The sequence below is a fragment of the Burkholderia sp. 3C genome, assembly GCF_054589155.1.
Map to the genome: position 1 here is coordinate 14,019 of NZ_BAAILN010000023.1, position 12,950 is coordinate 26,968.

General features: G+C 60.7%; 9 protein-coding genes. 6 read left to right on the plus strand and 3 right to left on the minus strand.

Annotation, left to right across the window (positions count from 1 at the left end):
• Positions 1–104 precede the first annotated feature (104 nt).
• The 4 genes from dnaN to ACYP33_RS03175 all read left to right on the plus strand — a co-directional run bounded on the left by dnaN (position 105) and on the right by ACYP33_RS03175 (position 9,169).
• Entirely contained in the window at positions 105–1,211 is a 1,107-nt protein-coding gene (gene dnaN / locus ACYP33_RS03160; RefSeq protein ID WP_414443464.1) for a DNA polymerase III subunit beta, read from the plus strand.
• Between the two features lie 249 nt (positions 1,212–1,460).
• A complete protein-coding gene (gene gyrB / locus ACYP33_RS03165; protein ID WP_414450666.1) occupies positions 1,461–3,938 on the plus strand; it encodes a DNA topoisomerase (ATP-hydrolyzing) subunit B in 2,478 nt (825 codons plus the stop codon).
• Between the two features lie 215 nt (positions 3,939–4,153).
• The gene (locus ACYP33_RS03170) at positions 4,154–6,898 is read left to right on the plus strand and encodes an MrcB family domain-containing protein (RefSeq protein ID WP_459619659.1); all 2,745 of its coding nucleotides are present in this window, start codon (positions 4,154–4,156) and stop codon (positions 6,896–6,898) included.
• Between the two features lie 3 nt (positions 6,899–6,901).
• Complete coding sequence (locus tag ACYP33_RS03175) at positions 6,902–9,169, plus strand: DUF2357 domain-containing protein (RefSeq protein ID WP_414450664.1); 2,268 nt, start codon at positions 6,902–6,904, stop codon at positions 9,167–9,169.
• 10 nt (positions 9,170–9,179) lie between these two features.
• Here the strand turns inward: ACYP33_RS03175 and ACYP33_RS03180 are convergent, their stop codons facing one another.
• The 3 genes from ACYP33_RS03180 to ACYP33_RS03190 all read right to left on the minus strand — a co-directional run bounded on the left by ACYP33_RS03180 (position 9,180) and on the right by ACYP33_RS03190 (position 11,313).
• Entirely contained in the window at positions 9,180–9,491 is a 312-nt protein-coding gene (locus tag ACYP33_RS03180; RefSeq protein ID WP_459619662.1) for a hypothetical protein, read from the minus strand.
• Positions 9,492–9,691: 200 nt separating this feature from the next.
• Entirely contained in the window at positions 9,692–10,228 is a 537-nt protein-coding gene (locus ACYP33_RS03185; RefSeq protein ID WP_459619664.1) for a cytochrome b, read from the minus strand.
• Complete coding sequence (locus tag ACYP33_RS03190) at positions 10,225–11,313, minus strand: catalase family peroxidase (RefSeq protein WP_459619666.1); 1,089 nt, start codon at positions 11,311–11,313, stop codon at positions 10,225–10,227. Before ACYP33_RS03190 ends, ACYP33_RS03185 begins: the two co-directional genes overlap by 4 nt.
• Positions 11,314–11,516: 203 nt before the next feature.
• Between ACYP33_RS03190 and ACYP33_RS03195 the strand changes: the two genes are divergently transcribed.
• Entirely contained in the window at positions 11,517–12,032 is a 516-nt protein-coding gene (locus ACYP33_RS03195; protein WP_414443471.1) for an RNA polymerase sigma factor, read from the plus strand.
• Complete coding sequence (locus tag ACYP33_RS03200; RefSeq protein WP_414450659.1) at positions 12,029–12,847, plus strand: anti-sigma factor family protein; 819 nt, start codon at positions 12,029–12,031, stop codon at positions 12,845–12,847. The genes ACYP33_RS03195 and ACYP33_RS03200 overlap by 4 nt, the downstream gene beginning before the upstream one ends.
• The last annotated feature ends 103 nt before the right edge of the window (positions 12,848–12,950 follow it).

Sequence of the window (12,950 nt, forward strand, 5' to 3'; positions counted from 1 at the left end):
GAGGCACAATACAGGTTTTTGACCGCCCGGGCGGCGGGAAGGCAGCGGGCCGCCCAGGCGGGCGTTGCGTGGCTTGCAGGCCGTTTATTCAACGAAGGAACCCTATGCAACTGGTCAAGACCGAACGAGACACCCTCCTCAGGCCGCTGCAAACCGTAAGCGGTATCGTCGAACGCCGCCATACGCTGCCGATCCTCGCGAACCTGCTGATCACCAAGACCGGTTCCGACGTATCGTTCCTGTCGACGGACCTCGAACTGCAGATCACCACGCGCGCCGATTTCGGCGTGGGCGGCGAGCAGGTCGCGACCACCGTGGCCGCCCGCAAGCTGCTCGACATCCTGCGCGCGATGCCCGACGGGCAGGTCACGCTGTCGCTGGCCGACAAGCGCCTGACCGTGCAATCGGGCAAGAGCCGTTTCGCCCTGCAAACGCTCGCCGCCGACGAATTCCCCACCGTGGCCCAGTCGAAGGATTTCGGCGCGAGCCTCGCCGTGCCGCAGAAGTCCTTCCGCCAGTTGCTCGGCATGGTCTATTTCGCGATGGCCCAGCAGGACATCCGCTACTACCTGAACGGCATGTTGCTGGTGGTCGATGGCGACCTGCTGATGGCCGTAGCCACCGACGGCCACCGCCTCGCCTATTCGTCGATCAAGATCGAAGGCGGCGCCTTCCCGCGCCAGGAAGTGATCGTGCCGCGCAAGACGATCCTCGAACTGCAACGCCTGCTCGAAGACATCGACGACGAAGTCAAGATCGACATCGCGCAAACGCAGGCCAAGTTCACGTTCGGCCAGGTCGAACTGGTGTCGAAGCTGGTCGAGGGCAAGTTCCCCGATTTCCAGCGCGTGATCCCGAAGGGCCACAAGAATACCTTCACGATCGGCCGCGAAGAGCTGCAGCGCTCGCTGCAACGCGCGGCCATCCTGACCTCGGACAAGTTCAAGGGCGTGCGCTGCATCATCGCCCCGGGTCAGTTGAAGATCATGTCGACCAACGCCGATCAGGAAGAGGCGCAGGAAGAACTCGAAATCGCCTACCAGGGTGATACCGTCGACATCGGCTTCAACGTCACGTATCTGCTCGACGTGCTCGCCAACCTGAAGGTCGACAACATCGAAGTCAGCCTCGGCGACGCCAGCTCGAGCGCGCTGATCACGATTCCCGAGGTCGGCGAATTCAAGTACGTGGTGATGCCGATGCGCATCTGACGCACGCGACACACCGGACACACCAAGGGGCGCCACGCCCCTTTGGCGTTTTTATGGCATTTGCGGGCGTACCCCCGGCCAGCCGAAACGCGGAAATTTTCCGCGATTTTTCAAGCGTTTCCCGCGTGTTTCGTACCCCGAAACAGCACGAAAACAACAGAAAAACGGCTCGCGAGCGCACCCGCCCCTGCCTGACGGCAGTACCCGGCCGCAGCACTTCGTGGCGGCCAGCAGAACCGGAAGACATCCATGACTGAACAGCACAATTCGCAGCCCGATAACAGCAGCTATGGCGCCTCGTCGATCCAGATCCTCGAAGGTCTGGAGGCGGTCCGCAAGCGGCCCGGGATGTATATCGGCGACACGTCGGACGGCACCGGTCTGCACCACCTCGTGTTCGAGGTGCTCGACAACTCGATCGACGAAGCGCTGGCCGGCTACTGCAACGACATCCACGTCACGATCCACGCCGACAACTCGATCTCCATCACCGACAACGGCCGCGGCATCCCGACCGACGTCAAGCTGGACGACAAGCACGAGCCGAAGCGCAGCGCCGCCGAAATCGTCATGACCGAGCTGCACGCGGGCGGCAAGTTCGACCAGAACAGCTACAAGGTGTCCGGCGGCCTGCACGGCGTGGGCGTGTCGTGCGTGAACGCGCTGTCGAGCTGGCTGCGCCTGGTCGTCAAGCGCAACGGCAAGAAGCACTTCATGGAATTCCATCGCGGCGTCGCGCAGGATCGCGTGCTGGAGCAGCGCGACGGCGTGGAAGTCTCGCCGATGGCCGTGACCGGCGACACCGAAACGCGCGGCACCGAAGTGCATTTCATGGCCGATCCGACCATCTTCGGCACGGTGGAATACCACTACGACATCCTGGCCAAGCGCATTCGCGAGCTGTCCTTCCTGAACAACGGCGTGCGAATCCGCCTGACCGACCATCGTTCGGGCAAGGAAGACGATTTCGCGTTCGAGGGCGGCGTGAAGGGCTTTGTGGAATACATCAACAAGGCCAAGACCGTGCTGCACCCGACGATCTTCCACATCACCGGCGAGAAGGACAACGTGGGCGTCGAAGTGGCGATGCAGTGGAACGACAGCTACAACGAAAACGTGCTGTGCTTCACCAACAACATCCCGCAGCGCGACGGCGGCAGCCATTTGACCGGCCTGCGCGCGGCCATGACGCGCGTGATCAACAAGTACATCGCCGACAACGAGATCGCCAAGAAGGCCAAGGTCGATACCTCGGGCGACGACATGCGTGAAGGCTTGTCGTGCGTGCTGTCGGTGAAGGTGCCGGAGCCGAAGTTCAGCTCGCAGACCAAGGACAAGCTCGTGTCGTCCGAAGTGCGCGCGCCGGTGGAGGAGGTCGTCGCCAAGGCGCTCGAGGATTTCCTGCTCGAAACGCCGAACGACGCGAAGATCATCTGCGGCAAGATCGTCGAAGCCGCGCGGGCGCGCGATGCCGCGCGCAAGGCGCGCGAGATGACGCGCCGCAAGGGCCTGCTCGACGGCGTGGGCCTGCCCGGCAAGCTGGCCGACTGCCAGGAGAAGGATCCCGCCAAGTGCGAGATCTACATCGTGGAGGGCGACTCCGCCGGCGGCTCGGCCAAGCAGGGCCGCGACCGCAAGTTCCAGGCGATTTTGCCGCTGCGCGGCAAGGTGCTGAACGTCGAGAAGGCGCGCTACGACAAGCTGCTGTCGTCCGAGCAGATCATGACGCTCGTGACCGCGCTCGGTTGCGGCCTCGGCAAGGAAGACCTGAACCTCGACAAGCTGCGCTATCACCGCATCATCATCATGACCGACGCGGACGTGGACGGTGCCCACATCCGCACGCTGCTGCTCACCTTCCTGTATCGCCAGATTCCGGAGCTGATCGAGCGCGGCTACGTGTATATCGCGCAGCCGCCGCTGTTCAAGGTGAAGGCCGGCAAGGACGAGCGTTACCTGAAGGATGAAGGCGAGCTCAACGCGCACATGCTGCGGCTGGCGCTGAACGGCTCGGAACTGCAACCGGGCGGCGACGCCGCGGCGATTTCCGGCGATGCGCTGGGCGCGATGGCGCGCTCGTATCTGCTGTCGCGCGCGGTGGTGAGCCGCCTGGGCCGCCTGTACGACCCGGCGGCGCTGGAAGCGATCATGGACGGCGTGCTGGTGGATCTCGCGAGCGAGGATGCCGCGATTGCCTCGGCGGCCACGCTGCAGGCCGCGATGCTCGCCGGCGATGCGCTGAAGAACGAAGTGCGCGTGATCGCCAAGCACGACGAAGTGCGCGAGAAGTGGACGCTGCGCATCGAGCGGCCGCACCACGGCAACGTGCGGGTGTCGGTCATCGACGAGGAATTCCTGCTCACGGCCGATTACAAGCAGCTCGTCAGCACCGCGGATACGTTCAAGGATCTGATCGGCGAAGGCGCGCTGATCAAGCGCGGCGAGCGCTCGCAGGCCGTGAAGGACTTCAAGGGTGCGATGGCCTGGTTGATGGCGGATGCGGAGCGGAATATCTCGAAGCAGCGGTATAAGGGTTTGGGCGAGATGAACCCCGAGCAGCTTTGGGAAACCACGATGGATCCGAATGTGCGGCGCTTGTTGCGCGTGCAGATCGAGGATGCGATTGCTGCGGATGGGATCTTTACGACGCTGATGGGGGATGAGGTGGAGCCTCGTCGGGCTTTCATCGAATCGAATGCGTTGCGGGCGGGGAATATTGATATTTGAGGGGGGTGCGGTTGGCTCCTTCGGAAAAGGCTCCTTCGGGAGCTTTTTTTGTTTTGGGGGGAGTTGTTTTTAATGTCCGTTAAAAATCAGATCTTCTTGCTTGTTGACCCTATTGAGTTCCATGATCTCCAAATTTAAAGTACGCTTCCGCTAGCCAATTCGGTCATGGTGAAAATTGAGATGCTCACCATCGTTTCCAACAACTCGGGGCTAGCATGAGCAGGTACTGCGGTGACGACGATCCAACTTCCATCCTCGAAGCAGCAGCGCATTGGCGTGATATCGCGCTGATTGGCCAGGGTTCGGTACTATCAGATCGTCGCTTGTGGACCGCAAACACCCTAGAACAACTCGACACGCACTTCGTCAAAAATCCGGATCCAAGTGACCGGAAATTTCTCGAAAAACTTGAACTGCAACTCTCATCAGTGGATGCGAGTGCAAAGCAGTTGGTTGCTGAAATGATGTGGCTGCTATACCTGTGTCCTAGCCGTCTCACGCAAGCACACAAGAAAAAAACGATACAGTCCATTTGGGAGCAATCCGGAGAGCCCGTTCCCTTGGACACGCGCTGGCTAGACGACGACGTTCTTGCTGGCGTTGGCAGCGCAGGCCCTGGCTTCAACCAAAATCAATGGCGTGAGCTTGTATTCGTCATCAACGCCTTGCGTCGCTTCCGAGCACTTAGCGAAGGCGAGCAGCATGCGTTGTTGGACGACCCATGGAAATTCGACGAATGGCTGCAGCGAGTCCCGGATTCGGAATCGCGTCAATTTCGTCACATGATCCTCTTCTTGCTGTTTCCAGATACGTTTGAGCGGATTTTCAGCCAAAACGATCGAAAAACGGTCGCACGACACTTCTCGCAACGCGCTGCTAGAGATATCAATCGCATGAATACTGTCGAGCTCGATCGCGAGCTCTATGCGATACGCGCACGTCTAGAAGCAGAGAAGGGAACCAAGCAGTTGGACTATTACGTACCACCGCTTAAAGACGAATGGCGAAGCGAAACCTTTGCTGCTACCACCGATGCCGTCGCAGCCGAACATGTCCAACGTGCACTCGACGAAATCAGTCACGACGGCGTCCCCATCGACGCGGAATCCACCGGCTACGATTTGATCTACAACGGCAAGCGCTTTCCGCCGAAGCTGGTCATGTCACTCGCGGTTAAACACGCTACCGGCGAACCCTTAGATCGCGCTAGCTTTTCGGGTGGCGAAGCGTCCTCGGCTTTTCGTCTGCTCCGGCGTTTGGGCTTTGACATCATCGCTAAAGACGAGGTGGTCGATGACATCAGCACACTGATCGATCGATTTCTTGCACAGGCGCAAGAAGGAAAAGAGCTCGGCACACAAGGCTATCCGTCGAAATATCGAAACTTGAGGGTTCGCGTCAGCTTCGGTAAAGGCAACTTTGCGAGAATTCCTTGGATCGCTTTCCTCGGCGAAGGGCAATCCGTGTCCGAAGGGATCTATCCGGTACTACTTTTCTATCGTGAACAACAGAGGCTTCTTCTCTGTTACGGCATCAGTGAAGAAGGCGCGGCCCGCTTGACCTGGGGCGAACTCGGCAATTCGCCCACGGTAACAAACTGGTTCAAAGAACAATACGGGCGCAGGCCCGAACGGTACGGCAGCTCGTTTGTCCGCTCAGCTTTCGACGTGGCCCAGCCTCTACCCAAAGCCAAACTGCGACAAGATCTTGACGATGTTGTTGATATCTACAATCGCGTCGTCGGCTCGTCTGATGAGGAGCCAGTATCGATCATCGAAGAGACCGCGATCAACAACACGCCCCTTCCTATTAACGCGGATCTCCGGGCGTCTGTTACGGCATTCAGCGATGCGTTGCGTAACAGTGGCGTTCAGTTTGGCGATCAGCACGAACACCTCGTCGCCTCTTTCGTTTCGAGCCTGCTAGCTAAGCCGTTGGTGATTCTCACCGGCCTATCCGGCTCAGGAAAAACGCAAATCGCGATCCGATTTGGCGAATGGCTGGGCGAAGGACGGCTTCACGTCGCTGCGGTTCGCCCTGACTGGACAGGGGCGGAATCGCTGTTCGGTTATGAAGACGCGTTGAAACGTGGGATTGACGGAAAACCTGCGTGGACGGTGCCTGACGCACTGGAATTCATCCTAGGGGCCGCGTCGGATCCTCAACATCCCTACGTCCTGCTGCTCGATGAAATGAACCTCGCCCATGTCGAACGCTATTTCTCCGACGTGCTTTCTGGCATGGAGTCTGGCAAACCCTGTCTTCCGAATCTTTCTCGAAGAGCCGACAGTGGATGGCAGCTTCATAACGACGGCGAGCGCAAAATTCCGTTCCCTAAAAATGTCTGGATCATCGGCACGGTTAACATCGACGAAACAACCTACATGTTTTCGCCGAAGGTACTCGATCGGGCGAATACGTTCGAATTTAGAGTGGCATCCGACGACCTCTCACTCGAAGCAGTCAAACCACAATCTTGCCAGATTGGTGATCAATCGATGGTGAGAGGACTACTTACGATTTCCAGTGACGACTCATGGCATCAAACCAACCGCGGCGACATCGCATCTAGTATCGCCCAGCGCTTGCGGCAACTTCACGCATCACTCACCCGGTATAACTTGGAGTTTGGCCATCGCGTGTTCTACGAGGCAATGCGTTTTGCCGCCATCCTTGAGCGGGCTGGCGACATCGATACCTACGCCATAATGGACCGCATCGTCATGCAAAAAATCCTACCAAGATTGCATGGATCTCGTCGGCGTTTGGAACTGCCTTTATTGTCCATCGCGCATTTCTGCCGCGATCTACCCAACGAAAACGTAAGTGATACAAATCTCTCAGCGCTCAAGATTGACGAAGTACCGGAGCAAGGTGCTGCTTTGCCCATCGCCTACGCCAAGACCATGCGCATGTTGAGAAACTTGAAAGCCAATCAATTCGCAAGCTTCACGGAATAAATTGTGCACGCTGTCTTAGAAACTTCGATTGCGTTACTCAACTCAACAGGTAAGCCAACGGCACGCCTTTGCATCGCCGTGCTGCCGAAAGCAAGCAACGCTCGCAGAGATGTGCTTTGGATCGAAGACAATGCATCTAGCACCGATTCGCTCACCAGTAAGCTGGAATTGTTGGAGGGCACCGAGTATCGATATGTTTGGAAGGATGTCTGTACCGGCGCCCTTAGCGTGAACACTGACCCCGAAGAAATGTTTCAACCCGATACGGTTGAGGGCCATGCTGGACGTATTCGTACAGGGTTATCGACAGGCCTAATACGTGTTGTCCTGCGTGCAGGCGATAGCATCCTTGGTGAGCTCGAGCTTGAGGTTCGCTCTCGCAAATTGGCCTACCGATCCGAGTATCGTTGGATGCTCCGTGATATTGCCGAACAGATGACTGAACTCGTCATGGACCGATTCGCTGTCAGCGATACGCATTTCGAGATCGATGAAACCCGAGACGCCATCACGCTTTATCAACGCTTCACGTTCCTGCGCGCGTTATTTGAAAACGAGAGCTTTCAAGGCGCTCTGCGCGAAGTGGTCAGACGACCGCATGTCGCTTGGGAACCCGTCACCGAGGTTGTCCGGTCCAGTGCAGGGATGCGTGCCGATTCAAAAGTACTGCGGCAACTTGCGAAAAGTGGGCCGCGGTCAGCATGGCCCAGCGGCCCGATTGCGGTCATCCCTTCACACATAGAACGAGTGCAGACGACGCCCACGCACGATACGCCGCCTAATCGCTTTGTTAAATTTTCTCTTGAGCAATGGCTGCAGATGTTGGGCGATATCGATCGCGGGCTAGAGAACGCACAGACAACACCGGCAACGGCGCGTGGACGCCGAGAAATCCTCGCTGTGATGTCACAACTTGAAGAAACACTGCAGCACGATGTATTTGCCGACGTTGGGCGACTCACGCACTTTCCTGCAAGCGATCAGGTCCTCCAGAAGCGAGAGGGCTATCGAGACATCTTCAAGGCGTACATCGAGATCGAGTTCGCAGCTCGACTTTCGTGGCAACGCAACGCCGATGACTTTGATGCTGGCCAACGTGACGTTGCCACCTTGTATGAATATTGGGCATTTATTCAGCTATCAAAGATCGTCGGCGCAGCGATAGGCCAACCTTTCGATATGAGCCCGTTGGTGAGATACGAAGCCAATGGTCTGACCGTAGGCATTCGTACCGGCGTCGAAACCGTTCTTAAGGGGATCGTCGAGCGCTTCGATCGAAAAATTCAAGTTGAACTTTGCTTCAATCGCACGTTTAACCGCGATAAAAAGCGCGTTGGCTCGTGGACTCGCCCGATGCGGCCAGACTATTCGCTACTTATCAGCCCCGCGAACGAAGAGCCATCGAGCTTTGACCCCATCGTTATTCACTTCGATGCCAAGTATCGCGTTGATTTCGTTAAGGAGATCTTCGGTGATGATCCGGAGGATAGTCACGGTGTGGGTGACGGCGAGGTAATGCTCAATCGCGGTGGCGTGCTCAGAGCGGATCTACTGAAAATGCATGCGTACCGTGATGCAATTCATCGCACAGCAGGCGCATATGTAATCTATCCCGGCGGCGACGCCGAAGCTGAAAAGCATCAGTTCCTCGAATATCACGAACTGCTCCCGGGTCTTGGCGCATTCGTCTTAAGACCCACAGATAGCGGCCATGTCAGTGGAACCATACCGCTCAGTCGGTTCATCAATGATGTTTTGGATCACGTCGCGACTCGTCTCACAAGACACGAACGTGGCCGGTATTGGTTACAAGATACATATGGCGAGTCCAACTTCGACGCAATGCCTAGCGTGCTCTCTACGCCACCGCCCGACATGCGCGTGCTACTTGGGTATGTAAAGAACCAAACCCATTGGGACTGGATTCGTTCGCATAAAATCTACAACGTGCGTGCCGAAGGACGGCATGGCGGCGTTAGTGTCGATGCTGAGCTCTTGCAAAGCCAAATCTTACTTTTGTATTGCCCCTCGACAGATGATATTGCGTTGGCGCGAATTGTGTCGGATGCCGAACGAGTCTCCGAAACGGCAATGAAGGCGATGGGATATTGGCAGCCGCAAGAAAGCTACTGGTGTATTCAGCTCACATGGTTAGGCAGCCACCATCCCACATCTCACATGTCGGCGAAATCGATCGAGCAGTATGCGCGTAGCTTAGGGATATCCTATGGCGAACCGATAAGCGTGCTTTGGCGTGACCTGTCGCAATAAATACACCGCCTCACTCCCCCATCTCCCCCAAACACCGCAAACAAGCCGCCGTCACCCTCCCCATCAACGCATCGAACCGCCGTTCGTCCGCGAACTGATAAACCCCTTCCCCCTGCCCCACCCCACCAAACTCCTCCATCAACGCCGCCACTTCATTCTCAATCGCAAAAAACGGAAACTCGATCGTGTCATCCATCGCGCGCAGCAGCACCACGTTCGGCGCATCGCGCCACTTCGACCGGTCGTTGATCCACGCGGCCAGCGTCTTCGTGACGTATTCGCCGTCGGCGCGCCCATGATGCCTGCAAGCCATTACCGCCACGGTTTCACTCCTTCGTGAAGAAAGCCATCCTGCCTACCGGTCACCCGGCCGGTTCGTTCGCTCCCCTTCGACCCGGCCAACCGGCCATTCATTCCCGTCCATGAAGCCGCGGCGAGCCGCGACGCCATAAATAAAAAACACGCCCGCAAAAGCGGGCGTGCGATCGATACAGGGCAAGGGCCAAGAAAGCCCGAAGAACCTCACCGCCCCCGCACCATGCTCCCCAGCACGCCATCGCGCCGGATCAACCCATGGAACAGCGCGGCCGCCAAATGCCCCACCACCGCGGCAAACAGCACGAACGCCAGCACCTCGTGCGCATTGCGCAACCACGCGAACGCCACCGGATCGGCGCCCATCAGCGCCGGCAACTGCACGCCGCCGCCGAGCATCACCGGATACCCACCCGCCGACAGCATCGCCCAGCCGATCAGCGGCATCGCCAGCATCAGCCCGTACAACACCCAATGCGACAGATGCGCAGCCGCCTTCTGCCACACCGGCAGATCCTGCGGCAAGGGCGGCGGCCGATTGGTGAAGCGCACCACCAACCGCACGATCACCAGCACCAGGATGGCGATGCCGAGCGGCTTGTGGATCGCGATCAGCATCGCGTGCCGCAGCGATACGGAATTGACCATCCCCACCCCGATAAACAGCATCGCGATGATCATCGCGGCCATCAGCCAGTGCAGCAGCCGCGCGATCGGATTGAACCCGCTAGCGTTCTTCATCATTTGCCCTCCGTCGCGGCCGGAGCCTTGGGTTGCGCATAGCCGGGCACGGCAGCTTCCTCGCTGGTGCGTCGGCGGTAGGACACGGCATAGGCGGCCGAGCGCGCCGCCAGCAGCGGATCGTCGGACACCTCGATGCCGCGCGGCAGCACCGTGGGGTCGTAGTTGATGTCGCGGCACGGGCCGCTGTCCTGCGCCTCGGCCTGGTTGAGCGTCAACGTGCCGATGTCGATGGTCTTGCGGTCGGCAGGCCACGGCTTGGTGGCGTCGTCAACCGGGTCGCCCGGGTTGGCGAACGTCACGAGCCAGTGCCAGCGTTGCGGCCCCTTGGCGAGCCGTTCCTCGAGGTCGGGCTGCAGCACGTTCGGGCCGCTCGCCACGGCGCCGTCCTGCTGCTCCGGCACCACGCGCCAGCGCACCGCGTGCTTCACGCCCTGCGCATCGACGAAATAGAACGCGTTGATGCCGTAGTAACTCTCGGTGGCGAAGCTCGCGCTGGGCTTGGCCGTCTTGACCCAGGCGCGGAACGCGGCGGTCTCGGGGTGCGAGGCGAAGAACGCGCCAACTTTCTTCGGATCGGGCTTGCCGGTGGCCGGATCGGGCTGGGTGGCCACCAGTTGGGCGTAGAACGCCTCCGGCGTCGCCACCGGGAACACGGGCATGGCGTTCATGCCGGTGCGCCACTGCGCGCCGTCGGGCGCGGTCAGGCGCAGCGCGAGGCTGCGGATCGGCACGCTGGTGTCGGGCGCGTAAGGATTGCCGCCGGGCACGGCGAAGCGCCCCACCACGGGCGTGCTGACGCCGGCCGCGAAGAACGGCGCGCTCGACCAGGCGGCGCCGTCGCCATTGCTCTCGAAGCTGCCGGTCACGCAAATGCCCTTGGCGTGGTTGCGGCGGAAGCCGGGGTGCGGGTCGCCAGGGCCTTGCAGCCCGTTGACGATCCGATCGGCCGTCAGCCGATGCGGCGTAATCCAGCCGCCGGTATAGGCGAAGGCGGCCACGGCAGCCGCGGCCACGCCGCCGATCAGCACCCAGCGCCAGGCGTTGCCGCTCGGCGGGGTCGGTGAATTGGGGGGAGGATGCGCCATCAGTTTCGCTCCTGACCTGGAAGTCGTTTAGGGGGGGACGCGCATAAGACGAACGGCAAGACGCTTTATTCCCTCGCCACCCGAAATTTCTTCGCGGCAGGCGTCAAACCGGTGCGCCGCCCTCAACCCTATCTCGAAATGGAATAAAGTCGAGCGGCCGGCGTCTCACGCAGATATCCACCCGCGCCGCCCGACGGCCCACCATGTCCACTGCCGATCTCGACGATTCGTTGCGCGAACTGCTGCCGCGGTTGCGGCGCTTCGCACTCTGGCTGACCCGCGACGTCCACGCCGCCGACGATCTCGTGCAGGCGTCGATGGAACGTGCGCTGACGCACTGGAGCGAGCGTCGCGAGCCGGCCGCGCTGCGCAGCTGGCTGTTTACGATCCTCTACCGCCAGTTCCTCGATTCGCGCCGCAGCGCCAAGCGCTACGCCTGGCTGCTCGGCCGGCTCGGCGGCGAAGACGAGCCGCAATGGCCGTCGGCCGAGGACGAAGTGGTCACACGCTCGATGCTCGATGCGTTCGGCAAGCTGACGACCGAGCAGCGCAGCCTGCTGCTGCTGGTCGCGGTCGAGGGCTTCAGCTACCGCGAGGTGGCGGAGCTGCTCGAGATCCCGATCGGCACCGTGATGTCGCGCCTCTCGCGCGCCCGCGCCGCGCTGCGCGCGCTCGGCGACGGCGAATCCCCCGCTCCCACGCTGCGATTGATGAAATGAACATTCCGCCCGACGACCACGATCTCCAGGCCTATGTCGACGGCCGCCTCGACGCGCCCTCGCGCGCCGCCGTCGAACGCTGGCTCGACCACCATCCGCAGCGCGCCGAGCAGATGCGCCAATGGCGCCGCGACGCGCAGGCGCTGCGCGCCGCGCTCGACGGCCTGCCGCTGCCGCCGCCCACTCGCGAACTCGATCCGGCCCTGCTTCGCGCCAACCGCCACGCGCGGCTGCGCATGCGCGGCGCGATCGCGGCGGCGTTGTTCCTGTGCGTCGGGCTCGGCGGCGGCGCCGGCTGGATGATGCGCGGCTGGCAGATCGACAGCGGCCCGGTGCTGGCGCAAAACGCCAACGGCAACAACGGCGCCCTGCTGCCGGCTTCCGCGACGATCAAGCCGATGGGCGATGCGCTGGCCGCCTACCGGCTGGTGGTGGACCGCAGCGCGCAGGTGGACGTCGTCACGCACCAGCCGGCGGACCTGCAGGCCTGGCTCGACCGCTCGGTCGGCAGCGCGATCCGCCTGCCCGATCTGTCGAAGGCCGGCTTCAAGCCGGTGGGCGGCCGTCTGTTCGCGACCGAGGACGGCCCGTCGGCGATGGTGCTCTACCAGGACGACACCGGCCACGCGGTCAGCTTCTACGTGCGCCCGCCGGGCGGCTCGGAGCGCGTGCTGCTGAAGAACGGCTCGCGCCGTGACGGCGCGCTGCTCGCGCAATACGGTTCGCACCAGGGCTACAACTACGCGCTGATCGCGCCGACCCACGGCGTGGACGACGCGGCGCTCGGCAGCGCGCTGGCCGTCGTGCGCGGCTGATACAACCGCGTCGGCCGACGCGCCGCACAGGAAATCACAGCGGATAGCCTGTGGACAGATTGGGTAAAACACGGATCTGCACAGCCTGTGCGGAAAGTTGTTC

Excerpts from the sequence above, each read along its gene's own strand:
- ACYP33_RS03190 (WP_459619666.1), bottom strand. The coding sequence starts at position 11,313 with ATGGCGCATCCTCCCCCCAATTCACCGACCCCGCCGAGCGGCAACGCC.
- gyrB (WP_414450666.1), top strand. The coding sequence starts at position 1,461 with ATGACTGAACAGCACAATTCGCAGCCCGATAACAGCAGCTATGGCGCC.
- ACYP33_RS03200 (WP_414450659.1), top strand. The coding sequence starts at position 12,029 with ATGAACATTCCGCCCGACGACCACGATCTCCAGGCCTATGTCGACGGC.
- ACYP33_RS03195 (WP_414443471.1), top strand. The coding sequence starts at position 11,517 with ATGTCCACTGCCGATCTCGACGATTCGTTGCGCGAACTGCTGCCGCGG.
- ACYP33_RS03170 (WP_459619659.1), top strand. The coding sequence starts at position 4,154 with ATGAGCAGGTACTGCGGTGACGACGATCCAACTTCCATCCTCGAAGCA.
- ACYP33_RS03185 (WP_459619664.1), bottom strand. The coding sequence starts at position 10,228 with ATGATGAAGAACGCTAGCGGGTTCAATCCGATCGCGCGGCTGCTGCAC.
- dnaN (WP_414443464.1), top strand. The coding sequence starts at position 105 with ATGCAACTGGTCAAGACCGAACGAGACACCCTCCTCAGGCCGCTGCAA.